This window comes from Paenibacillus sp. ACRRY (assembly GCF_022346995.1).
GTDB lineage: Bacteria > Bacillota > Bacilli > Paenibacillales > Paenibacillaceae > Paenibacillus.
On sequence record NZ_JAKRNM010000015.1, the window covers coordinates 24,806 to 50,306 of the forward strand.

The following is a 25,501-nucleotide window of genomic DNA, read 5'->3' on the forward strand; positions in this document are numbered from 1 at the left end:
AGATTAAAGTTTCAAGATCTCCATACCTTCTTTCAGTTGTTCTGACACAGCAGTGTAATATTCAATGCCACCTGATAATTCCTGTTTGGTTTTATGTACGAGATAATAGGAATATTTCTGCATTAGTTCAGGTCCGGATAACTCAATGGGCAAGTGAATGATCTCAACATCATCTCTGTCAAAATAATAACGATAGCCTCTCTCTGACCGCCCAACATTCATTACTGTCTTTATGACTAACAACTCATCACGAGTACAACTGTTAATCAAATCTGATCTTTTCTGTTCTAAAGCACGCACTACTTCTTCGCCAAGGTGACTCAGCTTAGCTTCAGCCATTTCACTTTCGATTTCCATGATTGCTCTCATTCTACCTGTCAAGCTTATAGCTAATGAATATAACAATAAATATCCTCCTTTGTTAATATATAGTTTAGCCATCTTTGGTCCTACTCTACCGCAATAGGGAGCCCATCCGCAAACCCCTTCTGGGAGACTAGAGTTATCAAACTCCTGACAGAAAGACATACAAAAAACAAAAAAGCTTTCCACCACAGTATTAGAACGTGATGAAAAGCTTAATATGAGGCATATAAGAATGCTCTATTTATTTAAGGTCAGCATCTACCTAGTGTCCAATATGATGTGACGCCTCATCCAGCAGCTGTATTGTACCCATGATCAGAAATAGACATGACATGGCGATCAGCGACCCTCCGACCCATCTTGACAGGATCACTCGTTCCACGATCTGCCGACTCGAGCCAACTGTTATACTTTGCGGGTACACAAGAAACATCAAACCTGTGCTCATCAATAGTACAGTGATTAGGATCATAATCTCCCTCCTTACACATGACTCTCCTTAGGATTATACTCCTTTTTCACCGATCTGGATTCTCCGCCAACCAATAACTGCTTCATGCCGAGAGCCATGGTAAACAGAATATAGCCAATCACCCCACCTAATGTATTTAGCATCAGATCGTCCACATCGAATATGCCCATGCCAGTAAGCAGCTGTGTTACTTCATAGACTAGACTTAGAAGCAGAGATGACAGAAATACGTTCGCCCCTGATAGCAGCTTGTTACCCATCAGCATCGGGATGAACATCCCCAGTGGAATGAAAGCCATCACATTGCCCACCAGATGGATTGCGGTGCCTGGACGATGCAGTGACAGGCTGTTCCAATCTCTTGAGATTTCCTGAAATGGCGTCAGGTTGACGGTTCGTGTATGAATCAGATCTGGTTGATGTAGGAAAGCCATAAGCTGGACCCTGACTACTTCAAAGTCAACCGGACCTCCTTTAAAGAGAATGAGCTTGGTTAGCAGATATAAATAGATGATTAACACGGCAATCCAAAGGATTTTATGTTTGCTTTTTCTCTGCCTCATGTTGAAGACCCTCCTTTGTGCAGCCCTGTTATTCCTTTACTGTGACAATGACTCCATCCATGTTGTCTCCCGATATGTCATAATGGCCATGCTCAGGTATGTAAACGGTCGTATCTCCGGCTGCCCGGTAATAGCGGATATGATACTTCTCACCTTCCACTTCAACCATAATGTTATCTTTCTCTTTTAGCAAATCCAGATACTCTTCCAGCACCAGGTTATTCTTATACATGACAGCACTATGAGGCAGTCCCACATATCGAAAGTGCCAAGGTTCATATTGAATTCCCGTGAGGCTCACCTTGTCCTTCGGATAACGTAGGATAAATCCATATTTCCAGGCGTTTTTCTCGAGCCAAGCACCTTCTGGTGCTTCATCCATGGTGGTCAGCGTGGAGCCGATATCCATGGATAATCCGAGATTATGTTCACTGTGTCCTGCAGGAAGCGCGTAGTCCGATCCCTTTTCCCGATAAAGTTCACCCTGCTTGGCGAAGTCCCGATATCCGCTGCTGATGAGAAAATAGCGTACTCCTTCTTCACCCGCCGCTTCAATCATCTTCTGAAAAGCCTGGGCTACCTCTCTTGAGAGCAATATGTTTTGATCCAACAATCCGTATCCACGGACCAGATCTTCCTGCTGCGCCACATTTACAATATCGGTTCTTATGCCTTCCGGATGAACCGGATAGGTTGAATTAACAAGCAGCAAGTCCCCCTTATGTACCTGATCCTGAATATTACCGGTGATGGATACTGTATACCCCGTACGGTTTTCATGCTTATCCTGAATTTCAATGATCATCTCATCCTTCTGCTGAAAGGATGCCGGTGATCTTGTCATCACATACCCGATCAAAATGATGCATAGCAAAAAGCCCCACTTCTTCATCCTTGCTCCTCCTTTGCCTCGTACAATCAAGGATAGAGAAAACTAGTTAAAGAAAAAGCAGGGCATTTTTAAAGTTTTTCTTAAATTTGATGGCAAACCTCATTCCATTGCTGGAAGGCGCACCTCAAATAAGGTTCGTACCACATCGCTCTGAGCCGAGATGGTCCCTTCATGCTGTTCCACAATATTTCGGGCAATAAACAGGCCTAGGCCTGTCCCACCCTCCTGAGGGGTCCGTGCACGATCTCCGGTGTAATACATATCGAAAATATGCGGCAAATCCTCTGGGTGAATGTGCCCTCCATAGTTAATAACCTGAATGACGACCTGATCTGCTTCCCGGTAACCCTTAAGGTCCACATAGATGCCATCCTTGCCATGGCGTGCAGCATTGATCAGCAGGTTCTCAAACACCCTGGCGAGCAATTCTCCGTCTCCGGAGATGGTCAGTTCCGATTCAATGATCAGCCGGGTGAGCAGACGATTTTTCTCAAATACAGGATATAATTCTTCATTCATCTGCTTCAGCAGTTCGCTAAGATCCAGCCGCGTTTTCTGTATCGGCAGCATGCCATAATTCATCCGTGTAATTTCAAACAAATCATCAATCAGCTTCTCCAGCCGCTGGGATTTGGTAAAGGCAATCGATGTAAAGTGCCTGACCTGTTCCTCTGTCAGCTGATCATCCTTCATGAGCAGATCCAAATACCCAAGCACAGAAGTCAGCGGTGTTCGGAGATCGTGTGCCAGATTAACGACGAGCTGGTCCTTGCTGTTTTCGGCAAAATCTCCCCGTTTTACCGCTTCCCTAAGCTTCTCACTCGCCAAATTCACATCCTCCGCGATTGTACCCAATTCATCCTTCGAAGAGATCTGGACTCGATGCTGGAAGTCTCCATTTGCCAAATGCCTGATCCCTGTGGAAATGTCCTTGAAATAGGTCACGTAGGGCTTGGTAAACCAGAAGAAGAATAGGATGGCGAGCGGGATGAATAAAATGAGGAAGAAATAAATATCTCCAATGCTTTTCATAAAATGGCGATATTCGGCAAGCTGATCTTCTGCTCTCACACCTGAATAATAAGCCTGCAAAAGCTTGTAAATCCCATAGGTGATCGCGCCAGAGGCAAGCATGCTCAGACCCAGCAGCATAATCATGGTTGTCCGAAAACTTCTTCGTTTAGTCATTAAACGTATACCCCACGCCCCAGATCGTTTTGATAAACTTGTTCTTGTCCAGATCTTCTCCGAGCTTTTTGCGCAGGGTTCGAATATGGACCATTACGGTATTGCCGCTCTCGTAATAAGCCTCTCCCCATACCTGTTCAAAAATGCTTTCCGCGCTGAACACCTGCTTGGGGTGGCTCGCGAGCAGATACAGAATGTCGAACTCCTTCGGTGTTAGTTCCACTGGTTTGCCGTAGAGTGTTACGCTATGCTGATCCGGCGCGATGACGAGTCCGCCCTTCTCCAGAATGGAGCGCTGGACAGGTACAGACTGGCTGAATTGCAAGGAACGACGAAGCTGGGAGTTCACCCGGGCTACGAGCTCCATGGGATTGAACGGCTTGGTCATATAATCATCAGCACCCATCACGAGCCCCGTAATTTTATCCATATCCGACGTTTTGGCACTCAGAAAAATGATCGGCATGTGGTGCTGTTCCCGGATTTTGCGGGTGACCTCGTAACCATCCATGCCTGGCATCATAATATCCAGGACTGCCAAATCAATTGCTTGCGTCTGAATGGCGTGCAAGGCCGACTTGCCATCGTATGCCGTGACAATGTGGTATCCTTCTTTTTGCAAATGTAAAGCAACCAGATCAGCGATCTCCACTTCATCGTCCGCAATCAGAATCGTAATTCGCTTCATTGCTTATCCCACTCCTATATGTGATGCTCAACAATATAACATATCTGAATCCAACATATAAATGATTGAGAGGAAACCTTTTTTATGAAATTGGACCGTTTATTAGCCATCGTTGTACTACTAATCAATCGCGGCCGTGTGCAGGCCAAGGATCTGGCAGACACGTTTGAAGTTTCTATCCGTACCATTTATCGTGACATCGATACCCTGGGTCAGGCAGGCATTCCTGTTGTGACTTACCAGGGCATGAGCGGTGGCATCGGTCTTGCGGAAGGTTACCGTCTGGATCGTAACGTATTGACTGACCGCGATCTGGCCTCTATTGTTACCGCACTGCGCAGCGTCTCCACATCTCATACCAATGTAGCACGAGAACTATTGATGGAGAAACTAAGCAGCATTGTGCCGGAATCCAAAAACGATGACTTTCAGGCCGATACGAATCGCTTCATTGTGGATTATTCGATGTGGACCCATCCGGAAGCGTTGCAAAACAAACTGCAAATCATTGAACAGGGACTGGATCAGCTGCGTCCAATCACCTTTACCTATTGCAGCGCCGAAGGAGCCCAAACTCACAGAACCGTCGATCCTCATACCCTTGTTCTAAAAAAACACTCCTGGTACCTCTATGCGTTCTGTCATGAGCGTAATGAGTTTCGCATGTTCAAACTGGTCCGTATGCAGGACGTGACACTTGCTCAGGGGAACTTTGAGCGCAAACCCATCAACCTGCAGGAAAGGCCCTGGCAGCAGGAGTGGGCGACTCCAGGGAACACGGTTGCCATGACAATCAGATTCCACGCTCGTGTCCGTCATATCGCGGAAGAGTGGTTCGGCATAGAGAATGTGATTCCCGACGGCCAGGGATATTATATAAGTCAGGTGTCATTTCCAGAAGATAACTGGCTGTATGGGTTCATTCTTGGCTTTGGCGCAGATGCCGAGATATTGGAGCCTCTTCATATACGTGACGAAATCCGCCAGATTGCAGAACAAATTGTGCAAAATTATGCTGCCCCTCCGCAAACCTGACAGACTGATGTCCAGTTCCTCTCGTTATACTTCATCTATATTCAAGCTGTACATAACGAGGAGGAATTGAATAATGAACGTCACTATATGCCAGAGCTGCGGAATGCCGCTGACCACCCCTACCCAATTCGGAACGGAAGCAGATGGAAGTGCAACCCGTGAATACTGCATCTATTGCTACAAAGAAGGCATGTTCCAACAGCCCAACATTACACTGGAAGGCATGACTGAGATGTGCACCGTGATCCTCAAGGAAGAAGGTATGGATGAGGAATCAGCGCGGGCAATGCTGCGCAATCAGCTTCCCTTTTTGAAACGATGGAGCCCCTCCAATCCTGAAGTGAACAACAATACGCACTCCGGTCAACCTGTTCGTTATGTTACGCTTACCGGCAAACGCCTGGCTGGCATATCCGCCAGAACGACCAACGCAATCGAGATGAGCGGCAATGGTTGCATTCAGGGACTGTGGGATCGTTACTTCACATCAGGGCAGCTCCCCGCTCCAGAAGCAGCGCGATATGGCTGCTACGCGGATTACACGAATGGTATACATGGGGAATACACCATACTCGTAGGTCATGAAGTCGCTTCGGATGAAACATTACCAGCTGGCATGAACTCGGTCGAATTGCCACCAGCAACATACGCCATATTCACCTCCCGCAAGGGTCCAATGGCAGAAGTCGTAGGTGAGGCATGGGGCGCTGTATGGGGCTGGAACCATCAGAATGAGCGAACGTTTACCGGTGATTTCGAGTTATATGATGAACGGAGTATGGATCCTGCAAATGTCCAGGTCGATATCTATATTGCGGTTAAACAAGCTAGGCCAACTACAGAATAATGATATTTATCATTTACATTTCTTGATTAACGTTACACAAGCCATCCAGCTCCCTGGGTGGCTTTTCTTGGTGCTGCTCCCCTGTCTCGCCTGTAAACACGTGTAAAACCACCCCCATCGCGCTCACGACAACCGACTATGGTACCAAGTTAGTTAGCTTCAATGATACCTACTCTCCCAGACAATTTGTCTTATTTTCGACACAATTGACATTCCTGAAACTGGGACTATTCACTTAACAACAGATTCGTTCCTCCCATATCAAACCTTTCATATCAGGTTCTTTACTCCTGAATTTCCCTAAAACCGTTTACATCTTCTCAATACGGGGTAAAATCACTACAATCCAATTGGAATTGCACCATAACTTCCCGATTTCATCTAACAAGTCACATATACCTATTTGTGCACGAGGAACGACTACCTATCAAAATACATAACCATATAAGATGAATTTAATATTTACACCCCAACTTATATCCAACCCAGAGGAGGAACCAAGATGATCCGCATGCCTATCCAGCAAATGATCCCGTACCACCATCAATATCCGCGCAACACGGCGACCACTGCTCCAAAAAAGGAGAATGAGAACACTCAAGGTCTATCCTTTCACGAGATTCTGCAGCAAAAAATGGCTCAAAAGAACGTATCTCCTTCCATGCGATAAAAGAAAACCTGACCATATTTGAGTCTGATTATAGAACCGTCCTTCTGCCGTTTGGCGGAGAGACGGTTATTGGTATTGGTTTAAACGCTGTACAGTTCCCTACCGCGTTTCTATAATGGATTAAATATCTGCAGCACTCACGACTCACAAAAAGAAGCATTGGCAAAGGGGATGTCATTATGATCACGATCGGCTGTTATCACGCTCACTACTCCAACATCGCACTCATTGAAGAAGTGCTCGCCCCCTATGAAGTGGAACTTGTGCATTATGTCGATCCTGGTCTGGATCGCCTTAAACAGGGTGCGAACTTCTCAGAGACTTTCATTCGAGAAAAGGTATCCCAGACATTACAGTGGATTGCCCAGTGTCATGCCGATGCCATTCTGGTCACCTGTACCCTGTTTGCCGCAGTACTGGCGCGCGAAGCACAGCATGTCTCCATCCCCGTTATTGGTATCGATGATCCATTATTGCAGAAGCTGCAGCAGGATTCGCAGGAATACATTCTTGCTTTTACCAATGCAGCAACGGTTGAAGGAACGATGGCGCGGGTGAAAGAAGCGCTACAGCAAGGTGAGACTAACGGGCAGGCAAACGTTGCCGCCGCTTCGAGAACGAAGGCCGCATTAATTCCCGGTACATTTGAGTTGATCATGCGTGGCGATAAGAAAGGATATATGAATGCCGTGACTACAGGTTTGCAGCAACTTGCTGCACAGTCACCAGAAAAAACAATTGTAGCCGCTCAGCTGTCCATGGCTCCCGCCGCTACCCTTGCTTCAGCAAATGCAGGTACGGAGATCCACAGCCCGCTTGCATCGCTTGCATTATATTTGGAGCAGCAATTGCATATTAGCCGGCGTTAGGGTTATAAAAAGCCGTTCTTCTCCCATTGCGGAGAGAACGGCTTTCATATATCTTAGGCTGCCCAAATTGCGCTGTAACGAGTTTAAGATCGGGTCCGGTATTCCTCAGCCTTCTCCTGCATCCCGGCTGCTACAGCCTCATTCTCGGACAAGCCCTTGTCTGCGGCAAAGGCACGAATATCCTGCGTAATGCGCATGCTGCAAAATTTAGGCCCACACATGGAGCAGAAATGGGCCTCCTTGGCCCCTTCAGCCGGGAGGGTCTCATCGTGATAGGACAGCGCCCGTTCCGGGTCCAGTGACAGGTTGAACTGGTCCCGCCAGCGGAATTCGAAGCGGGCCTTCGACAGCGCGTCATCCCGGCGCTGTGCACGCGGATGGCCTTTGGCCAGATCAGCAGCGTGTGCCGCAATCTTGTAGGCAATGACACCTTCCCGGACATCATCCTTGTTCGGCAATCCCAAATGTTCCTTTGGCGTCACATAGCAGAGCATCGACGTTCCGAACCACCCGATCATCGCCGCCCCAATGGCTGAGGTAATATGGTCATAGCCTGGTGCAATATCAGTTGTCAGCGGGCCAAGTGTATAGAACGGTGCTTCCTTGCAGATCTCCATCTGCAGATCGACATTCTCCTTAATCTTGTGCATCGGCACATGTCCGGGCCCCTCAATCATTACCTGCACATCATGCTTCCACGCAATCTGTGTCAGTTCACCGAGCGTAGCAAGTTCAGCCATCTGGGCTTCGTCATTGGCATCATAGATGCTGCCCGGGCGGAGTCCATCTCCGAGAGAGAAGGCTACATCATACCTTTTCATGATTTCACAGATTTCCTCAAAATGCGTGTACAAAAAGTTCTCTTGATGGTGTGCAAGGCACCATGCCGCCATAATGGAACCACCTCTTGAAACAATGCCCGTCATCCGTTTGGCCGTCATCGGTATGTAACGCAGCAGTACACCTGCATGGATCGTAAAGTAATCCACACCCTGCTCTGCCTGCTCAATGAGCGTATCCCGGTACAACTCCCAGGTGAGTGCCTCGGCTTCGCCATTCACCTTCTCCAGTGCCTGATACAGCGGTACTGTCCCGATCGGTACCGGGGAATTACGGATAATCCACTCCCTGGTGGTATGGATATCCTTGCCCGTGGAAAGATCCATTACTGTATCGGACCCCCAGCGTACCGCCCAAGTCATTTTCTCCACTTCTTCTTCAATTGAAGAGGATACGGCAGAGTTACCAATATTCGCGTTGATCTTCACGTGAAAGTGACGTCCGATCAGCATCGGTTCGCTCTCTGGATGATTGATATTGGATGGGAGAATGGCCCTGCCGCTCGCCAGCTCCTGCCGGACGAATTCCGGCTCCACTCCCTCACGGATAGCAGCAAACTCCATCTCAGGTGTAATGATGCCCTGCCTCGCATAATGCATCTGGGTGACACAGCGTCCGGATTGTGCACGGAGCGGCTTGCCGCGTAGGCCTGGATATTCTTCGGCTCCTGTCCTCTTCCCTCCAGAATTCAGCCCGTTATCCTCCGGTTTGACGGTACGCCCCTGGTATGCCTCTACATCATTTCGTTCTGTGATCCATCGTGTACGCAAAGCTGGCAGGCCTGCCCGGATATCGGCATGAAATCCGGGATCCGTCATAGGACCGCTCGTATCGTACACACGCAGCGGCTCGTTATGCTCCACTCCCTGGGGTGTATTCGTGTCATGAAGGGCAATTTCACGCTCCGGTACGGCAATGTCCGGCCGTGAGCCCTGAATGTAAACTTTGCAGCTGCCAGGAAACGGTTGGACCCGTCCAGCTGCTCCTGTTTCCTTTTCCAACCCCTGTCCTGAATGTTCCTGTGCTGTTGTTCTGTTGTTTGTATTCATCGCTACCTCTTCCTCCTCGTTGGTCGTCCCATGGATGGGCCAGTTTGATTGCTCGTGCACCCGTTCCATATCATCCACGCATAGGCAAGAAAAGAGCGGCCAACTTCCGAAGAAAGAACATTACAGCGGCATAGCGCAGACATAATCTGGCACTGCATAAGTGGGTTATACCCAGCTCCAGCTCCCCCGCAAAAGAAGTTAACTCCCCTCTGCTGCAGGTGATCGCATAACACTGTATATAAAAAAGCCGGTTCCCGAGGGAACCGGCTCATGTCCATCACCCGTAACAAGCCTACTGCCATGCTCCTAAAATGAAGACATGCCAAAGACTGTAATATACAGGTGTTCGTGGTTATATCGCCGATTACTTCCCTACGCTGGTATGATCCAGATCAGGTGCAAAGGGTCCGGGATCTCATGCGATCCCGTCTCAGTCCGGACAATTCGGACTCCCCCAGTAACGTTAACAATTGCGGTATGTGTACCGCAGTTCCATATTCAATTCAATCCAGCCCAGCCTGGGCTGTCCATTACAGACTAGCGCAAGCCAGTTAGAAATACAACCCTTTATCTTCCAGACACGCCGGATCAGGACAACATGAGGCCCATCTGCGCAGCTGCTTCTTTCAGTACAGGTGCATATTCGTGCAAAGTTTCCTGGGATAGGCGGCTAACGGGACCAGAAACGGATAGCGCAGCAGCAATATTCCCCTTCCGATCCATAATAGGCACGGATACTGCAGCCGCTCCAGGCTCACGTTCTTCATAGCTGGTCGCATATCCATTCTCCCGGATATCTCCCATCTGGGCCAGGTATACTTCGGGATCAATAAATACGGGCCATTCCGGGCCATTCATCAGTTCCTCCCGGTCTTCTTCCGTCGCAAATGCCATGAGTACCTTGCTGGATGCCCCTACGGATAGAGGAAGACGTACACCAACCGGAGCCACCCGCCGGATGGCCTGATCACTCTGAACAGCCTGAATACGGATACGCTCGCTGCCATCCCGCAGGTATAGACTAACCGTCTCTCCCAAATGATCTCTGAGCCGCTCCATCGCTGGAAGCAGCAAAATGGCAGGGTCATCACTGCGGGACATATGAGCAGACAGCTCCCAGATTCGAATGCCGAGTCTGTATTTCTCAGTGGCCGCATCGCGAATGACGAACCCCTTCTCCTCCAGCGTCGCCATCAGACGATGAACCGTACTTTTGTGCAAACCAATCTGGCTCGCAATCTCCGTGAGTCCCAGATCGCTCCGTGTGGTAAAACATAATAATATATCCAGCGCCCGTTCTACAGCCCGGACGGTTAATTTACGGTCTTCCATGGCATAATGCCCTCCTCATGTTTCATCACATGAAACTTGGTTACATAAATTATATGAGAAAGAATCTCATCTGTAAACCAAAATGAGCCAAATCATGACGATAAGAAGTGTAAATATTTTCTTTTTATAAGACTAAATCCCCTGCAATTTGCACCATCAGGAAATGTTACCCATATATCTTTCGGACTATATAACAATTGCGTAACAAATGCCTCCAATCAATTGACTTTGACTATATGGAAACATACGATAAAGATATAAAAACAAAGATTTTGCTGCACATGTAGCAAGGACACCAAGACATTTTATCCGATCTGAACTCGTTGTTATCTTCAATTGATCTTAATAAGGAGGGGCAATCATGTTTCCGACATCCCAGAGCGAAGCCCCGCTGCAAACGAAAGTGTCCGATCTGCCTTCTTCGTTATCACCGAGGCTGATCCGGTTCAAACATATTATCGTAGCGCTGCTGCTCTCCGTTGTATTTTTTCTGCTCTTTTGTTTCATTGCCTTACACGGCTATATTGCCTGGGTACTATCCAACCCGACTGTAGCTCCCGTGTTCTCTAATCCGATGCAGGCCAAGAACATGAAGTACGAGGATATCACGTTCCCGGCAGCGGATGGCAGCCGTACAATGCAGGGATGGTATATCCCCGCAGACACGGAAGTCAACAAAACCATCATCTTCAGTCATGGATATGGGGCCAATCGGGAGGAAACCTGGGTTCCCATGTATGACCTGGCTCACTATGCCCACCAGCTTGGGTTCAATGTAGTGATGTTTGACTATGGTTTCGCCTCACAGGTGAACAAGGCAGTCGCTACAGGAGGCAAAGCGGAGTCCCAGCAATTGCTTGGTGCCATTCAGTTCGCCAAGCAGCGCGGTGCTCAGGAGCTTGTCGTCTGGGGATTCTCCATGGGCGCAGGCACAGCATTACAGACTGGGCTGCTAACCGAGAACGTGGATGCCATGATTCTCGACAGCACCTTCCTGCTGGAGCCGGATACGCTGTATCACAACATTCATAACCAGATCGATCTGCCGCGACAACCAACTTTGCAGATCATGAATCTGTTATTCCCGGTTCTGAATGGCACCGGATTACAGCAGATTCCGTATCAGGAAGTCAAAAAGAAAGACTATCCGTTCCCGATCTTCTTCATTCACGGTACGGAGGATGAGAAGGCTCCATATCCGATCGCCGAGCTTCTCGCAGCCAACCAGACGAACACCTACTCAGAGGAATGGATCGTGCAGGACGCGCATCATGAACTGATCTTCCGGGAACATCCGAAGGAGTATCTCCGACGTGTCTCTACATTCCTGAGTCATGTGACGAAGACAAGCAGTGACGATGTGGAAAATACCAATACCGGAGAATAGAATCTTCCGCTGATTAAGAGCCCCTACGGGGCTCTTTTTTTATGCACATAGGACAACATGGCAGGAGAATATACTTTTGGGACGATTATAAATGGTTATCCAACGGTATCCCCTGAAGGGCCGATATTACATTTTAATTAAATGGAGGTTTGCCGCATATGAATTGGTCTGGCTATGGACCCTTGCTGCCTCTGCGCATCCTGGAGGAGATAAGGTTCTGGAAAGAGCAGGAGAAAGAGCATACGCTCGTTATTCGGGCACTGGTTCCCGATCTGGAGCCCACTTATGTGAAGCTGCTTGAAGAATGGGCAGTGACGTTTGAAAATACCGAGAAGGTAGCCAACCAGCTGCTGAAACAGGTGTTACCTGGCACCCATCCGCCTGCCCCTTACATCATCGGATGTGTGGAACAGCTCGTTGCCTCTGCACGTTCACAATCGCGGGAGTTCATCAGGCAGCTGTACGTCCTGCTTGAGCAAAGCGCCGCTGTGCAAGCTGTCCCGCTCGCCAAGGCAGTCATTCTGCACTTTATCCGCGAATCGGAGTACTTCCTCGGCGTACTCGATACGTTGATTCAGCCTGGAATCATGCGGGATTCGGTAAGTGATGCACCCTTTTCTTTGGATAAGTATGTTCAATTGTCGGGACACACCGAGCGTGAAGCAGTGGAAGAGCCGTCTTCCGTAGCAGGAAAGGCTAACCCTCCGGCACCTTCAACATCTTCATCACAGGTGCAATCTTCAGAGGTCTCCGGTCTATCGCCTTCTTCCGGTCCTACAGAGAGCATTACCTTACCTTCTACGCCTCCTGTGAAGGAGAGACCTGTTCCGATTGGAGGACACACCCTGCCTCCTCTGCCCTACGCATACAACGCACTCGAACCACGTATTGACGAGATGACGATGCGCATTCATCACGACAAGCACCATCAATCCTATGTGGACGGACTCAATACAGCCGAGAAAAAACTGGCAGAGTCGCGTAAAAAGAATAATTTTGAACTCGTCAAACATTGGGAACGAGAACTTGCCTTCAATGGTGCAGGCCATTATCTGCATACAATCTTCTGGACAATCATGAATCCCAGAGGCGGTGGCAAACCTTCCGGATTGCTAGCTGAACAAATCAAACGGGATTTCGGCAGCTATGAGGCATTCAAAAATCAATTCACTGAAGCGGCCAACAAAGTGGAAGGCAGCGGCTGGGCTCTGCTTGTCTGGAGTCCACGGGCTCACCGTTTGGAGATTTTACAGGCGGAGAAGCACCAGAACCTGTCCCAGTCCGACATCGTTCCCCTCCTACCACTGGATGTATGGGAGCATGCCTACTATCTGAAACATCAGAATGAGCGCAAGAAATATATCGAGGACTGGTGGAATGTCGTCTATTGGCCTGCGGTAGCTGAGCGTTATGAAACGGCACGCAAGCTGTTATGGCCACCCTACTAGTACCGAAAAGGAAACAAGAAAAAAAGAGATATCTTCAGCCGGTAGACTGCCAGATATCTCTTTTTAATTTGCAATAAAAAAGCAAGCCTCTTGATTCAAGAAGACTTGCTTGTATTTGGATAGGTCTCTAACGTGTCATGCTAGACTAGGAAGCACAGCCCTCGCACGCAACATAGTTGTCCCCAACCTGTTTGCTGATGGCAATCAGATCGCCCAGCTTGATATCTTCCTCACCCGTGAACTCGAGATCGGCAATACGTGCAACGATCAAAGCCGCAGCTTCTTCTTTGCTTGTTGCCATTTGGCTGAATTCAGACTTCTCGCCTGAAGAAACAACCTCATATTCAAATGTATATCTTAATGTTTCCATCTTGGCACTCTCCTTCCGAAATCACATCATATCATCTCTATTAACCAATTCCAAGTATTCTCGAACGATACTAATCGTAGCGCAGTTTCATCTGCTCTGCCGTCTGTCTGACTGCCTCCCGATCAACGGACAATACGCGGTCAGTCTCAGCCAAAGGGTATCGATTACGAAGTGTACGGACCAGGGAAGCGGTGTAAGCTGCTGCAGAAGGCACTCCTGCCAGCTCATGAAGACTCGCCATGGTGCCAGGACGAACATCAGGATACCCTTCCTGCAGGCCGCCTGCTGCATGCTGATAGAACTTGCGTACATCTGCCGCCAGCTTGTCTCCATGCCCTTCGACGATAATAAAAGCCGTAATAATATAAGCCTTCGCCTGTCTTCGCTGGGCGATACCGCAAAATTTCAATCCGCCGACACTGACATCATAATCACCCGGGCAGAATGCACCCTCGATCTCTCCGGTTTGCGCATGATTCGACCATGGTGTTAATGACTCGGCAATAAGAGCAGCCATTTCGCGGAAGTCATCGTGAATATTGATCGCACGGGCCGGGTTAGGCAAAATCAGTGAAATGTTAACCACGCCCGGATGAAGAGGCACAGCCGCACCACCCGAGGGACGAACACAGACAGCTGTTCCCTGCGTTCTCATGCCTTCCATTGCCTCTACAGCCTTGGGAAGCCGGCGATCCCGCAGTCCTGCAACAAAGGCGTCAGGGTGACGCCAAATATGGGCGACAGGCAGATGTCCTTCGCCCACACGACGGCACATCACTTCTTCCCATGCAAATGCCTCAAGCACACTGCTTCCATACCGAAGCAATGGTGTTTCCCAGATCTGTATACGATGCAGCCTGGAGGACGAGCTGGACGGAAGTGATTGCTCTGCTCCAGCTTGTCCGGTTATGTCTGAATTCAAAGGTACACTCATATTGGATAGCCTCCGACTAAACGAATCTGAATCAGGATAGAAAAGGACAGGGCTTTAAGCATTGCTGGATGTACACAAATGCTCATATACATAAATAAGCCGGTTCCCAGGGAACTCGGCTTATTAGGTGAACCGTTTAATGATTGGACACAGTTTTGGGCTTGTCCAGTTCAGGTCTTAGTCCTTAACCAGAGATAGAAACTCGGCACGCTGCGCCGTATTGTCCCGGAAGGAACCACGGACCGCAGATGTTACCGTCTTGCTGCCAGGTTTCTTCACGCCGCGGGAGCACATGCACAAGTGCTCACCTTCCACAACAACCATGACACCATGTGGCTCAACAGCCTCGTTCAGAATGTCGGCAATCTGTGAAGTAATACGTTCCTGGACCTGAAGACGACGGGTAACCGCCTCGACCAAACGGGCCATTTTGCTCAAACCGACAATTTTGCCGCTGGGTACATACCCAATATGCACTTTGCCGAAGAAGGGTGCCATATGATGTTCACACTGGCTGTAATAGACGATGTCCTTCACAATGACAAGCTCTTCATGATTCTCGTCAAACGTCACGCCGAGTACATCGCGCGGGTTCACTTCATACCCGCCAAAAATCTCTTCATACATCCGGGTTACGCGTGCAGGCGTCTCAAGCAGCCCTTCTCGCGTACTATCTTCTCCGATCAGTTTGAGGATCTGTTCCACATGGTACTCGATCTTCTCCCGATTGTCGGATACTTTTGAATTCAAATAATCTTTCACGCCAGCCACTGCCGAACGCCTCCTTTCGAACCACTTGGTGTAAGCATTCATTCACTTCAGCATGATGCATAATCGATTATGCAACTTGCTTGCTTACAACTATTATTTTCGGCGGCCCGAGTTTTTACGCGCAGGATGTTGCCCCGGCTGAGGCATCTTTGCGCCAGGCTGCTGGTTCTTCATCATCTGCTGGGCGCGCTGCATTTGCTTGCCGTTCAGGTTATAACCCATTTGCTTCGCCATTTTTTGAAGCATGTCGGGATCGCTTTGCATTTTCTCGAGTTGTTTACGCAAGTAATACACCCCGATGAAAAATCCCCCGACCAGACCTACAATCAATGTAATAATCGGTATAGCTATTTCCATCTCTTAGACACCTCTGTATGCAATCTAAAAAGCCTGATAATCCGTGTCAGCACCTGATGTTCACTTGTCTGGTTGTACACGTGTCACGGACCGGATTTCCTGAAAGTTATCATAGCATTTCCGCACGAATGGAGCAAACGGATTTTCCAGCTAATAGTTAAAAATCGGTGAACCCAAACTTCGCTTCAACCTGAAGGTAACCCTCTCATGAAGATCCATGTAAACCTAGGTCATAACCGCCTCAATGAAAACGGTCGTTTCCCTGGCCAGATCCACCTCGATCACATCCAGATCATATCGCGTGCTTCCGCGTGCAACCCGAATGACCGGTCTGCCTGGCAGCCCCCGATGCTGCCGGACAATGACGCCTGTCTCTCTGGTAGACAGCCTGACAGCTGTTCCATTCGGATATACGGATACACTTCGGTTGAATTCGATCAGAATATCCCGGTCCAGCTTCGTGCCGGACATGGCCATCATCTCTTCACATGCTTCATGTGGAAGCAGGCTTTGGCCGGACGAGCCATTGATCAGATTATCATAGATATTAGCGGCAGCGACTATTTTGGCAAACAGGTGAATATCCTTGCCCATGATGCCTCTTGGCAGCCCGGTGCCATCCACATGCTCATGGTGCTGAAGGGCCGTATGTGCCACGAGCAGACTGAACTCCCGCTTGGACTTGATGACTTCAAACCCCCGCCACGTATGGTGAAGGGAAGCATTAGCCGCAGAAGCGCTGCCGGGAGACTCTCCAACTTTGCCGATATCATGAAGCAGCGCACCCACCGCCAGATCCTTCAGCTGATTGTAGTTCAAACCCAGATTGAGTCCTATCACAGAAGAAAGCAAACATACATTCATAGCATGTACGTACTGGGCATTATCCTTGGTTCGAATATCCGTTAACTGGACAAGCAGTTCCCGCCCGTTTAACACGTCGTTCAGCAGCTTGTCTATGCTAAGAGCAACCTTTTTCGGGCTCCAGTCTTTCCCGGAGCGTACCGCTTCCAGCGTCACGCTCATTTCATTAATAATAGCCCGCTTCGTGGCTTCATCCAGAATATCTTCTGTCTCCACATCTTGATACGCTTCATCCTGGATGTACAGCATGGTTACGCCAATACGCTTCAGCGTATTAACCATAAATACGGTGAGCTGGACTCCTGCAGACAACAAAACTGTTCCGTTGCCTGAATATACGGTTTTGCCCAGACACTCGCCCGCTTCCACACTTTCCACGTTTACATACTTCATGAACGTCCCCCGCTCTTACGATTGCTGCTCCAATGCGAGCAATTGCTCCTTGGTTTGCAGACCGCCTACATAACCTACCAGGGTTCCGTCTTTGCCGCTGATGCGGTGACAGGGAATAATGATCGGAATCGGATTTTTGCTAATAGCATCCAAAACTGCGCGAACAGCCTTGGGTCTTCCGATCGTTTCTGCAACCTGCTGGTGTGATGAGGCCTCTCCATAAGATATATCGGACAGGACTTGCCATACTTGAAGCTGGAACGGTGTTCCGAGCAGATCCAGTTCCAAGTCGAAGGATTTTCGCTCCCCGGCAAAATACTGCTGTAGCTGTTTCGCAGCTTCGCTCAGCTTCTCTTCGTTCTTCTCGTACCGGTACTCGCCAATCCAAGTTCGGGCCCATTGCTGCAGGTGAGCCTCCCGTACATGGAATGCGCCAAAATCAATATGACAGAGTCCCTTTTCCGTAGCACACAGCGTAAGTGTACCAATTGGCGTAAGCACTTCATCATAATACACCGGCGTACCATGAAGCCCTGTTACAGCCGAGGGTTTCCACGCAGCCGCTTCCTGCTTCACCGGTTGTCCAGATGCATTCGAATCCGTGCCCGTTGATTCATTCTTCTGTTCTTCTTGCTGCTTGTCACTCATTAGCCCAACCTGCGGCTTATCGGGTAAGGACCCGGACGAACTGAGTCGCTCCTTGGCCTTCTGCAGCATGCTTAGCACGTTTCCATCTTGTTCGTTAGCGGCAGCTTCCCCAATTGCTCTCATTGCGTCTTCTCCTCCAATTCTGCTTAACGCCCAGGCTGCGGTTCCCCGCAGCTCCGGACGCGGATCACGCTTCAGTACCTCCGTCAGCTTCGGTACAGCGCTTTTGTCTTTGAAATTACCAAGTGCTATGACTGCGTTACGCTGAATCGGCTTCTTGCCCCGCCAGGCGGCAGAGCTCTGTCCGAAGCGTTCCTTGAACTCGCGGTTGCCGATATCCAGCAGCGGTAATAGCAGAGGCTTCACAATCTCCGGATCGGGCTGCAGATCGGGATGGTGGTCCCAGTTTTTGCCCCGATTCTTCGGACAGACAATCTGACAAGTATCACAACCGTACAGACGGTTGCCTATTTTCAACATAAACTCTTCGTCCACGAACCCTTTGGTCTGGGTTACAAAAGAAATACACCGCTGTGCATTCAATTGTCCCGGACCCACCAGTGCTCCTGTCGGACAGGCATCAATACATTTTGTACATTCCCCGCAATCTTCCGTCACCGGCGTATCCGGCTGGAAGGGAATGTTGGTCACCAGTTCACCAAGATAGATCCAAGATCCAAACTTAGGCGAGATGATGGAACAGTTTTTGGCGCTGAAGCCAATACCTGCTCGCTGGGATACTGCTCGGTCAACAAGTGCCCCTGTGTCTACCATACTCTCAATCATGGCTTCCGGCACCCGTTCCCGTATAAACTGAACCAGCTTGTCCATTGCTTCGCGCAGCACATGGTGATAATCCCTGCCCCAAGCCGAACGGGCCAAAATACCGCGATATGCACCAGGTTCCGACTTCGGCGGATTCACCATCTTCGATGGATATGCCACAGCGATGGCAATGAGCGAAGCAGGCTCGCCTTCCTTCAAAGCAGGACGCACCCTTTTCTCGATGTCCGGTTCTTCGAAACCGGATGCATAACCGTTGTCCCGATGCTGCTCCAGCAGTGATTTTAACGAAACAAAGGGCTCTGCCGAAGCAAAACCGACATCATCAATGCCCAGCCCGGGGGCAGCTGCCTTGATCTCCTGTTTTAACTGTTCCCACACAGAACCAGCCTGAGCCGCCCCGGTCTGTACGCTCGTCATGTTCTCTTCCCTCTCTTCTTCTCCACTCATATTCACTAAACAGTGAACGCCCGCCTCGCTTGGGAGGACAGGCGCCTATATCGATACACTTCGGTGTGTACCGCATTTAAATTTTGATAAGGGTCTATCTATTTGACGCAAAATGCAGTCCAAAGTTTCCGAACCAACATTTTACAGTTTCTTCATCTCGGAAAACGGCCAGAAAATAAACTCGGCTTTGCCTACAATTTCGCTGGATGTAATACTGCCAAACACGCGACTGTCCTTGCTTTTACCTTCATGACGATTATCGCCCATCACAAAATAATGATCATCCTCAAGCGTGATCGGGCCAAAATCAGGATCCTGCACCTCGGTATCCGTATACGTCTCTGCCTGCTGTTCTCCATTCACAAACAAATGGTGGCCACGTACTTCAACCGTATCGCCCGGTAGTCCAACAATGCGTTTAACCAGGAACTCCTTTTTCTCCACACCTTCACTCGGGTCCCGCAGTACAATGACGTCAAACCGGGATGGCTTTCCAATATCATAGACAATCTTGTTAACGAACAAACGATCATGCTCGACAAGTGTCGGCTGCATCGACTGACCTTTAACCATCGACAGATTAAACACAAACAGGTTCAGCAGCATCATGATCACAAAAGCAATAACGATTGTCTTCACCCAGTCCCATAGTTCTGCAGCCCAGGACTTACCCGGCTGTCCAGACCCTGTCTGGTTGCTTCGATCTTCGGAATTCATACGCTCTGTAGAAGGTATATTGGAGTTCAAAGGGACACCTCGTTTATCAATTTTGTTCCAATTAAGGCGTTCATACTCCCTCTAAGTCTATCTTATTTGCGGAAGTGAAACAATTGGTTATGAACACCAGCAGCCCGAGGCATAATCCGAAGCATCTTATCATACAAATAGAAAGGCATATCCCCACGTGGTTACGTTGGAGGATATGCCTAATATAAAATGAAAATCTGTTTTATTTCTTTTCTTTAATCATTCAAACCTAAGCTTTGGACAAAATACTAAGTTTCTGAAAGGCACTTAATATCTTGTTGGCACCGTAACCCATAGCTTCGTATAGAGGCATGGCTGCTTTGTTGTGCTCATCACCCGCGACCCATATTTGGCTGACTTTTCGTTGCTGAAAACGTTGCTCCATGGCCTCGACAAGTGTTTTGCCGACTCCACGGCGACGATAGTCTGGATGGACCGCAATACGGTAGATGCATCCCTGGTTGTGATCAATCGTACCGATTAAGGCGCCGACGAGGTCTCCCTCTTCTTCCGCAACCATAATCAGATCAGAATCCCATGACAATTGACGGGCAAACGGGCCCATCGTGTTCTCATAACACTCTTCCGATAGTGCAACCTGGAGAAGCTCCGTCATCTGGCTTGCATCACTCAACTGAAAGGAACGAACGTGCATGTCTTAAATCTCCCTTTTCGTTAGCTTGATGAGGTTTTACAAAAAAGGGATCCCCTTTTTACCAAAAACCCAATGTTCGAATAATGACAAAAAACGAGAAAATACCGCTTCTCCGTCAATTAAACCATACTTTCCGCCATAAAACACGCATTTTCTTTTGAAAGCGCTTAATTGTAACCGTTTACATCCGAGTATTAATTTTTTCGTCTATTAAATCGACTAATATCACATAAATATATTCATAATGGGTAAAATATGTTTGTTAACCCGAGTCATGCAAATGATCAACTTCCCAGGGGACTTAATAAACAAAAATGTTGCTTAATTAGCCCGGATGCGGTTTAATATTAGTGGCAAGGGTATTATTACATATGTACCTGAGCAGTTTGCATGAATTCAATGATCAACTCTCCTTCACCAAGGTTGAGATCGAAATGATTCTATTCGTCTGAATCTTGTACCGGAGATTGATTCAATCGATGATGCAAAATGCTGATTAAAAAATTCAAAATCTCAGGAGGTATTTTCACTATGGCTTTTCAATTACCGGCACTTCCTTACGCTAACGACGCTCTGGAACCACATATCGATGCACAAACGATGGAAATCCACCACGATCGCCATCACAATACTTACGTAACTAACCTTAACGCAGCTCTGGAAAGCGCTCCTGAACTGCAAGAAAAAAGCTTGGAAGATCTGATCGCTAACCTGGACAGCGTACCAGAAGGCATCCGCACAGCGGTTCGCAACAATGGTGGTGGACATGCTAACCACAGCCTGTTCTGGGAAATCATCGGACCTAACGGCGGCGGCGCTCCTACAGGCGACATCGCAGCTGCAATCGACAGCGAACTGGGCGGCTTTGACAAATTCAAAGAAGACTTTGCAAAAGCAGCTACAACTCGTTTCGGTTCCGGTTGGGCTTGGCTCGTTGTAGGCAAAGATGGCAAATTGTCCATCACTAGCACGCCTAACCAAGACAGCCCACTCTTCGAAGGTCTGACTCCAGTTCTGGGTCTGGACGTATGGGAGCACGCTTACTACCTGAAATATCAAAACAAACGTCCTGATTACATCGGCGCTTTCTGGAATGTAATCAACTGGGATGAAGTTAACAAACGTTACGCAGCAGCGAAATAATACTGCTTAGCTATAAGAAGAGCCTGATTCGGTCTTAATTGACTGAATCAGGCTTTTTTTGTTTTCAGAAACTATTCCTTTACCTCATCATACGCCCCAGCGAAGTAGCTGCTCAGCAGCTTCAAGAAGACATTAGGGAATGCCAGCTTGTCCATATCCTTGGGCCCGATCCATCGATAAATGAGCCCGTCTCCCTTGCCTGTCTGTGACAGGGCTGAGTTGTGGGATGTATCCGCAGCTTCCACAATGTTCTCTCCGTCCAGATCGGATGCTGATGGAGTAACATCCAGCATGGAAGCAGCCGTCTCCTTGGCGGCCGCCTGTGCATCTGTATCATAGGCGGCTCTTGCTTCCGCAGCGATCAGCGGAAGCTCATCACTGCCTTGGTCCTGCTCGGTGCACTTGTACACCTGCAGGTTCCATACAATATGGCTGAACACATGCTCCGCATGAGTAGCCAGCCCCTCCGGGCGGGCAGCGAAGCCCTCCGCCCACAGACTGCCAGCCAGCAATGCCATGGCTGGCTCATCGGCCAGCGGCCCCGCCGCCTTGCCGGCTGCGGCGGGCGCCGCCAGCACATGCGGCAGCTCCCACATGCGGGCCAGCAGGCCCGTCGCTGGGCGCTGGCGCACAAGCACTTGGCCGCGATGCTCGCCGCGGCCCTCGACCAGGGCGACCAGCCGCTGCTCAGGGCGCGGCGGCTTCGCCTTGGTCTTGACCGGCAGCGTGAGCTCCCGTCCGGCGATGCGGCCGGAACATTGCTCCATGACCGGGCAAGTCAGGCAGTGCGGCGCTTTTGGTGTACATACCAGCGCGCCAAGTTCCATCAGCGCCTGGTTGAAATCACGCGCCCGCCCTTCCGGAATGAGCTCTCCTGCAAGCTCTTCCATCAGCACCCGGGTGCTGCCCTTCATAATGTCCTCATCAATGAGGAAGTATCTGGACAGAACCCGCATGACATTGCCGTCCACCGCAGGCTGCGGCTGGTTGAAGGCAATACTGAGAATGGCCCCGGCTGTATACGGGCCTACCCCTTTTAACGCAAATACGGCCTGTTTATCCTGCGGCATCTCCCCTCCGTGCAGCTCCATCACCTGCTGGGCAGCCGCCTGAAGGTTGCGGGCACGGGAATAGTAGCCAAGTCCCTCCCAGTTCTTCAGTACATCCTCTTCTGCCGCTTCGGCCAGTGCCTGAACGGTCGGGAAATTGGCGATAAACCGGTTGAAATACGGGATGACCGTATCCACGCGAGTCTGTTGAAGCATGATTTCCGATACCCACGTAAAATAGGGATTGTTATGACGACGCCACGGCAAGTCACGTCTGTTAATCATGTACCAATCCAGCAAATTCACACTAAAGTGTTGCTTTTGTTCCATTAAACCCATATTTCCGTCCTCTCCTGTTACCTTGCTATTCCTAATGTTCTATTCTTACCGGCTATTTGTCCGTCTTCTCCACAATGGCAAAGGCTGCTGCAAGCTCCGTCTGATGCGTAATGCTGAGATGTATGTCGTACTGCTGGTCATATGGCAATTGAAGCCGTTCCCAGGCCTGGCTCGACAACGTGGCGACCGGGCGTCCCTTTTCGTCAGGAAGCACCTCGATGTCTGTAAAACTCATCACGCTGCCGATGCCGCAGCCAAATGCCTTGGACACAGCTTCCTTGGCTGCAAACCGGCCAGATACAAATTCAGTCATTCTCTTCCCTCGTTCAGCTGCCAATTTCCGCTCAGCCGGAGTCAAAATTCGATTCATAAATGCTTCGGCATGACGACCAGACAGCAGCTTGTGCATCCGTCCGATCTCCAACACATCGTTTCCAATTCCATATATCATTAACGATTCACCCGCTTAATCTTTTATGCTGTGTAGAATCTTGAATGGTTTCTATCTTTTGCTGCTAATCCGAACACGTATTCTATTGTAGCAGGAGGTAGAGCGAGAAGCGAGTACCTCGCTGACATTCCCATGTATGTTAAAATTGGAATCAGGGGAGATGTAGACTTGGACATACAGCTTCCTCAGATTGAAACCCGAAATTGACCATAATGGGTATCAACCATTTTCAACTACAGCAAAAAAGAGTCGCTGCCCGATGCAGTGACTCTTTTTCATTAACAAGCTTAACTATTCACCCTGTACAACTTCACACCAACACTTTAGATGCCTGGGATGGCATTGCGTTTATGGTGAGTGCGAGTATAGAATGCCTCAAGACGCTCCTGTGCAGCAGGATCAATCTGTTTGCCTTCCAGGTAGTCGCTGTTATCCTCATAGGAAATGCCCAGTTCCTGTTCATCGGTCTGACCTTCCCAAAGCCCTGCTGAAGGAGCCTTGTCCAGAATTTCGCTCGGCACACCAAGATATGCAGCTAGCTGACGAACCTGGCGTTTGTTCAGGCTGCTCAGCGGTGTGATGTCAACCGCCCCATCGCCCCACTTCGTATAGAAACCAGTGATAGCTTCGGAAGCATGATCCGTACCTACCACCAGCAGGTTTTCTTCAAATGAAAGTGCATATTGCATGACCATGCGGGTTCTTGCCTTCACATTCCCTTTGCCCTGTGGAGTCATATGACGCGGGCTGCCCATGGATTTGAAGCCTTGCTCCACTTCAAGCGCAATCTCATTGACCGCATCTTCAATATTGGTTTCCACCACATGTTTCAGGTCAAATGCCTTCGCAACCGCATAGCTGTGATCAATATCGGATTGCTCACCGTATGGCTGGAACACTCCCAGTGTTTTGTACTCCTGGTTGTTCTCGGCTGAGAGCTCATCTGTCGCCTTTTTGCACAGCGCTGCAGCGACTGCACTATCAATTCCGCCACTGATGGCAATAAGCAATCCCTTCGTACCGGAATTTTTCACATAGGATTTCAGAAAGTCAACGCGTTTGCGGACTTCCTCTTCTTCATTAATGCTTGGCTTAACCTTCAACTCAGCGATGATCTGTTGTTGCAAACTCATCGTTCAACACACCCCGTTTCTACATAAATGAAATTTGATGTCCAACTTGAAAGGTCCGAATGGTTCAATAACCTTATTTGCTCAAAATGAAACGCCCCGGCATCGGTCATCCGAAGGGCGGGGCGCTCCTAGAGCTAATTAACGGCAGTAACGGTCAAATGCATTCGTGAGATCAGCCGCAATTTCCTCCGCAGAACGGTCTTCCACTTGGTGACGCTCGATAAAGTGAACAAGTTCACCGTCTTTCATCAGAGCGATGGAAGGTGAAGATGGAGGATACGGTGCAAAGTACTCACGCGCTTTTGCTGTAGCTTCTTTGTCCTGTCCGGCAAATACCGTATACAGGTGATCTGGTGTAATATCGTGCTGAAGGGCTTGAGATACACCCGGACGACACTGGCCTGCGGCACATCCGCACACCGAGTTAATCACGACAAGTGCTGTACCTTTGGAATCTGGCAGACTAGCTTCAACTTCCTCAGGGGTACGCAATTCCTGAATACCCAGGCGAGTCAGCTCATCCCGCATCGGTTGAACCATATCTTTCATGTATTGATCAAATGACATCGACATTCGTTTCACTCCTTATAAATGGTTGTTCTATTATTTCGGGGAACATGTAATTGCCTCGGAATTCCACAATCATCTATGCTCCACCATACAAAACATGGATTTTAATGATGTGCTATCCCTATTATACATCCCCAAGCAATGAAAGCAAGGATCAGACTCCGCCTGCGGTAAGGCTTCTTTCATAGTATTATGTCT

The 25,501-nt window shown here is 49.0% G+C and carries 27 protein-coding genes and 1 riboswitch; of the genes, 7 read left to right on the forward strand and 20 right to left on the reverse strand.

What is annotated here, in order from left to right:
* Positions 1-3: 3 nt before the first annotated feature.
* The 6 genes from MH144_RS27800 to MH144_RS27825 all read right to left on the reverse strand — a co-directional run bounded on the left by MH144_RS27800 (position 4) and on the right by MH144_RS27825 (position 4,169).
* Positions 4-441, reverse strand: a complete 438-nt coding sequence (locus MH144_RS27800; RefSeq protein ID WP_239305474.1) for a hypothetical protein — start codon at positions 439-441, stop codon at positions 4-6.
* A 187-nt stretch (positions 442-628) separates the two neighbouring features.
* Positions 629-838, reverse strand: a complete 210-nt coding sequence (locus MH144_RS27805; RefSeq protein ID WP_239305475.1) for a hypothetical protein — start codon at positions 836-838, stop codon at positions 629-631.
* A gap of 11 nt (positions 839-849) precedes the next feature.
* On the reverse strand, positions 850-1,401 hold the full coding sequence (locus tag MH144_RS27810) for a VanZ family protein (protein WP_239305476.1): 552 nt from the start codon (positions 1,399-1,401) through the stop codon (positions 850-852).
* 28 nt (positions 1,402-1,429) lie between these two features.
* Entirely contained in the window at positions 1,430-2,293 is an 864-nt protein-coding gene (locus MH144_RS27815; protein WP_239305477.1) for a M15 family metallopeptidase, read from the reverse strand.
* A 99-nt stretch (positions 2,294-2,392) separates the two neighbouring features.
* A complete protein-coding gene (locus MH144_RS27820; protein WP_239305478.1) occupies positions 2,393-3,481 on the reverse strand; it encodes a HAMP domain-containing sensor histidine kinase in 1,089 nt (362 codons plus the stop codon).
* The gene (locus MH144_RS27825) at positions 3,474-4,169 is read right to left on the reverse strand and encodes a response regulator transcription factor (protein WP_095293200.1); all 696 of its coding nucleotides are present in this window, start codon (positions 4,167-4,169) and stop codon (positions 3,474-3,476) included. The genes MH144_RS27820 and MH144_RS27825 overlap by 8 nt, the downstream gene beginning before the upstream one ends.
* A gap of 84 nt (positions 4,170-4,253) precedes the next feature.
* On the opposite strand from MH144_RS27825, the gene MH144_RS27830 reads away from it, so the two are divergent.
* The 4 genes from MH144_RS27830 (at position 4,254) to MH144_RS27845 (ending at position 7,590) form a co-directional block, all read left to right on the forward strand.
* On the forward strand, positions 4,254-5,204 hold the full coding sequence (locus MH144_RS27830; RefSeq protein ID WP_239305479.1) for a helix-turn-helix transcriptional regulator: 951 nt from the start codon (positions 4,254-4,256) through the stop codon (positions 5,202-5,204).
* A gap of 73 nt (positions 5,205-5,277) precedes the next feature.
* Complete coding sequence (locus MH144_RS27835; RefSeq protein WP_239305480.1) at positions 5,278-6,051, forward strand: zinc ribbon domain-containing protein; 774 nt, start codon at positions 5,278-5,280, stop codon at positions 6,049-6,051.
* 502 nt (positions 6,052-6,553) lie between these two features.
* Positions 6,554-6,721 carry a hypothetical protein gene (locus MH144_RS27840; protein WP_176476234.1) on the forward strand — a complete coding sequence of 56 codons (168 nt, stop codon included), beginning with the start codon at positions 6,554-6,556 and terminating at the stop codon, positions 6,719-6,721.
* Between the two features lie 179 nt (positions 6,722-6,900).
* A complete protein-coding gene (locus MH144_RS27845; protein ID WP_239305481.1) occupies positions 6,901-7,590 on the forward strand; it encodes a PH domain-containing protein in 690 nt (229 codons plus the stop codon).
* 83 nt (positions 7,591-7,673) lie between these two features.
* Here MH144_RS27845 and thiC read toward each other — a convergent pair whose 3' ends face one another.
* On the reverse strand, positions 7,674-9,479 hold the full coding sequence (gene thiC / locus MH144_RS27850) for a phosphomethylpyrimidine synthase ThiC (protein WP_239305483.1): 1,806 nt from the start codon (positions 9,477-9,479) through the stop codon (positions 7,674-7,676).
* 352 nt (positions 9,480-9,831) lie between these two features.
* Positions 9,832-9,945: riboswitch (TPP riboswitch) on the reverse strand.
* Between the two features lie 122 nt (positions 9,946-10,067).
* The gene (locus MH144_RS27855; RefSeq protein WP_110755407.1) at positions 10,068-10,811 is read right to left on the reverse strand and encodes an IclR family transcriptional regulator; all 744 of its coding nucleotides are present in this window, start codon (positions 10,809-10,811) and stop codon (positions 10,068-10,070) included.
* A 361-nt stretch (positions 10,812-11,172) separates the two neighbouring features.
* On the opposite strand from MH144_RS27855, the gene MH144_RS27860 reads away from it, so the two are divergent.
* Both MH144_RS27860 and MH144_RS27865 read left to right on the forward strand, forming a co-directional pair.
* Positions 11,173-12,198: an alpha/beta hydrolase gene (locus MH144_RS27860; RefSeq protein ID WP_095293205.1), complete on the forward strand. Its 1,026-nt coding sequence runs from the start codon at positions 11,173-11,175 to the stop codon at positions 12,196-12,198.
* Positions 12,199-12,356: 158 nt separating this feature from the next.
* The gene (locus tag MH144_RS27865; RefSeq protein ID WP_239305485.1) at positions 12,357-13,646 is read left to right on the forward strand and encodes a Fe-Mn family superoxide dismutase; all 1,290 of its coding nucleotides are present in this window, start codon (positions 12,357-12,359) and stop codon (positions 13,644-13,646) included.
* A 145-nt stretch (positions 13,647-13,791) separates the two neighbouring features.
* Here the strand turns inward: MH144_RS27865 and MH144_RS27870 are convergent, their stop codons facing one another.
* The 8 genes from MH144_RS27870 to MH144_RS27905 form a co-directional block, all read right to left on the reverse strand.
* The gene (locus tag MH144_RS27870) at positions 13,792-14,016 is read right to left on the reverse strand and encodes a hypothetical protein (RefSeq protein ID WP_095293207.1); all 225 of its coding nucleotides are present in this window, start codon (positions 14,014-14,016) and stop codon (positions 13,792-13,794) included.
* A gap of 70 nt (positions 14,017-14,086) precedes the next feature.
* Positions 14,087-14,950: a lipoate--protein ligase family protein gene (locus MH144_RS27875; RefSeq protein WP_239305486.1), complete on the reverse strand. Its 864-nt coding sequence runs from the start codon at positions 14,948-14,950 to the stop codon at positions 14,087-14,089.
* Between the two features lie 177 nt (positions 14,951-15,127).
* On the reverse strand, positions 15,128-15,721 hold the full coding sequence (gene folE / locus MH144_RS27880) for a GTP cyclohydrolase I FolE (RefSeq protein WP_239305487.1): 594 nt from the start codon (positions 15,719-15,721) through the stop codon (positions 15,128-15,130).
* 93 nt (positions 15,722-15,814) lie between these two features.
* Positions 15,815-16,078, reverse strand: coding sequence for a YneF family protein (locus tag MH144_RS27885; protein WP_062326240.1), 264 nt, complete (start codon positions 16,076-16,078; stop codon positions 15,815-15,817).
* Between the two features lie 225 nt (positions 16,079-16,303).
* A complete protein-coding gene (locus tag MH144_RS27890) occupies positions 16,304-17,335 on the reverse strand; it encodes an HD-GYP domain-containing protein (protein WP_239305488.1) in 1,032 nt (343 codons plus the stop codon).
* 15 nt (positions 17,336-17,350) lie between these two features.
* Positions 17,351-19,186, reverse strand: coding sequence for a tRNA epoxyqueuosine(34) reductase QueG (queG, locus tag MH144_RS27895; protein WP_239305489.1), 1,836 nt, complete (start codon positions 19,184-19,186; stop codon positions 17,351-17,353).
* A 171-nt stretch (positions 19,187-19,357) separates the two neighbouring features.
* On the reverse strand, positions 19,358-19,963 hold the full coding sequence (gene lepB / locus MH144_RS27900; protein WP_239305490.1) for a signal peptidase I: 606 nt from the start codon (positions 19,961-19,963) through the stop codon (positions 19,358-19,360).
* 229 nt (positions 19,964-20,192) lie between these two features.
* Positions 20,193-20,618 carry a GNAT family N-acetyltransferase gene (locus MH144_RS27905; protein WP_095293213.1) on the reverse strand — a complete coding sequence of 142 codons (426 nt, stop codon included), beginning with the start codon at positions 20,616-20,618 and terminating at the stop codon, positions 20,193-20,195.
* Between the two features lie 531 nt (positions 20,619-21,149).
* Between MH144_RS27905 and MH144_RS27910 the strand changes: the two genes are divergently transcribed.
* Complete coding sequence (locus tag MH144_RS27910) at positions 21,150-21,761, forward strand: superoxide dismutase (protein WP_239305491.1); 612 nt, start codon at positions 21,150-21,152, stop codon at positions 21,759-21,761.
* Positions 21,762-21,832: 71 nt separating this feature from the next.
* On the opposite strand, the gene mutY is transcribed toward MH144_RS27910, so the two are convergent.
* The 4 genes from mutY to MH144_RS27930 form a co-directional block, all read right to left on the reverse strand.
* Positions 21,833-23,149 (reverse strand): A/G-specific adenine glycosylase, encoded by a 1,317-nt coding sequence (gene mutY, locus MH144_RS27915; RefSeq protein WP_239305492.1) that lies wholly within the window; start codon positions 23,147-23,149, stop codon positions 21,833-21,835.
* 52 nt (positions 23,150-23,201) lie between these two features.
* On the reverse strand, positions 23,202-23,600 hold the full coding sequence (gene acpS / locus MH144_RS27920) for a holo-ACP synthase (protein ID WP_239305493.1): 399 nt from the start codon (positions 23,598-23,600) through the stop codon (positions 23,202-23,204).
* A gap of 323 nt (positions 23,601-23,923) precedes the next feature.
* On the reverse strand, positions 23,924-24,733 hold the full coding sequence (gene nadE, locus MH144_RS27925; protein ID WP_239305494.1) for an ammonia-dependent NAD(+) synthetase: 810 nt from the start codon (positions 24,731-24,733) through the stop codon (positions 23,924-23,926).
* 138 nt (positions 24,734-24,871) lie between these two features.
* Positions 24,872-25,306 (reverse strand): BrxA/BrxB family bacilliredoxin, encoded by a 435-nt coding sequence (locus tag MH144_RS27930; RefSeq protein ID WP_239305495.1) that lies wholly within the window; start codon positions 25,304-25,306, stop codon positions 24,872-24,874.
* Between the last annotated feature and the right edge of the window lie 195 nt (positions 25,307-25,501).

Excerpts from the sequence above, each read along its gene's own strand:
- MH144_RS27800 (WP_239305474.1), bottom strand. The coding sequence starts at position 441 with ATGGCTAAACTATATATTAACAAAGGAGGATATTTATTGTTATATTCA.
- MH144_RS27805 (WP_239305475.1), bottom strand. The coding sequence starts at position 838 with ATGATCCTAATCACTGTACTATTGATGAGCACAGGTTTGATGTTTCTT.
- MH144_RS27810 (WP_239305476.1), bottom strand. The coding sequence starts at position 1,401 with ATGAGGCAGAGAAAAAGCAAACATAAAATCCTTTGGATTGCCGTGTTA.
- MH144_RS27815 (WP_239305477.1), bottom strand. The coding sequence starts at position 2,293 with ATGAAGAAGTGGGGCTTTTTGCTATGCATCATTTTGATCGGGTATGTG.
- MH144_RS27820 (WP_239305478.1), bottom strand. The coding sequence starts at position 3,481 with ATGACTAAACGAAGAAGTTTTCGGACAACCATGATTATGCTGCTGGGT.
- MH144_RS27825 (WP_095293200.1), bottom strand. The coding sequence starts at position 4,169 with ATGAAGCGAATTACGATTCTGATTGCGGACGATGAAGTGGAGATCGCT.
- MH144_RS27830 (WP_239305479.1), top strand. The coding sequence starts at position 4,254 with ATGAAATTGGACCGTTTATTAGCCATCGTTGTACTACTAATCAATCGC.
- MH144_RS27835 (WP_239305480.1), top strand. The coding sequence starts at position 5,278 with ATGAACGTCACTATATGCCAGAGCTGCGGAATGCCGCTGACCACCCCT.
- MH144_RS27840 (WP_176476234.1), top strand. The coding sequence starts at position 6,554 with ATGATCCGCATGCCTATCCAGCAAATGATCCCGTACCACCATCAATAT.
- MH144_RS27845 (WP_239305481.1), top strand. The coding sequence starts at position 6,901 with ATGATCACGATCGGCTGTTATCACGCTCACTACTCCAACATCGCACTC.
- thiC (WP_239305483.1), bottom strand. The coding sequence starts at position 9,479 with ATGAATACAAACAACAGAACAACAGCACAGGAACATTCAGGACAGGGG.
- MH144_RS27855 (WP_110755407.1), bottom strand. The coding sequence starts at position 10,811 with ATGGAAGACCGTAAATTAACCGTCCGGGCTGTAGAACGGGCGCTGGAT.
- MH144_RS27860 (WP_095293205.1), top strand. The coding sequence starts at position 11,173 with ATGTTTCCGACATCCCAGAGCGAAGCCCCGCTGCAAACGAAAGTGTCC.
- MH144_RS27865 (WP_239305485.1), top strand. The coding sequence starts at position 12,357 with ATGAATTGGTCTGGCTATGGACCCTTGCTGCCTCTGCGCATCCTGGAG.
- MH144_RS27870 (WP_095293207.1), bottom strand. The coding sequence starts at position 14,016 with ATGGAAACATTAAGATATACATTTGAATATGAGGTTGTTTCTTCAGGC.
- MH144_RS27875 (WP_239305486.1), bottom strand. The coding sequence starts at position 14,950 with ATGAGTGTACCTTTGAATTCAGACATAACCGGACAAGCTGGAGCAGAG.
- MH144_RS27885 (WP_062326240.1), bottom strand. The coding sequence starts at position 16,078 with ATGGAAATAGCTATACCGATTATTACATTGATTGTAGGTCTGGTCGGG.
- MH144_RS27890 (WP_239305488.1), bottom strand. The coding sequence starts at position 17,335 with ATGAAGTATGTAAACGTGGAAAGTGTGGAAGCGGGCGAGTGTCTGGGC.
- queG (WP_239305489.1), bottom strand. The coding sequence starts at position 19,186 with ATGACGAGCGTACAGACCGGGGCGGCTCAGGCTGGTTCTGTGTGGGAA.
- MH144_RS27905 (WP_095293213.1), bottom strand. The coding sequence starts at position 20,618 with ATGCACGTTCGTTCCTTTCAGTTGAGTGATGCAAGCCAGATGACGGAG.
- MH144_RS27910 (WP_239305491.1), top strand. The coding sequence starts at position 21,150 with ATGGCTTTTCAATTACCGGCACTTCCTTACGCTAACGACGCTCTGGAA.
- mutY (WP_239305492.1), bottom strand. The coding sequence starts at position 23,149 with ATGGGTTTAATGGAACAAAAGCAACACTTTAGTGTGAATTTGCTGGAT.
- acpS (WP_239305493.1), bottom strand. The coding sequence starts at position 23,600 with ATGATATATGGAATTGGAAACGATGTGTTGGAGATCGGACGGATGCAC.
- nadE (WP_239305494.1), bottom strand. The coding sequence starts at position 24,733 with ATGAGTTTGCAACAACAGATCATCGCTGAGTTGAAGGTTAAGCCAAGC.
- MH144_RS27930 (WP_239305495.1), bottom strand. The coding sequence starts at position 25,306 with ATGTCGATGTCATTTGATCAATACATGAAAGATATGGTTCAACCGATG.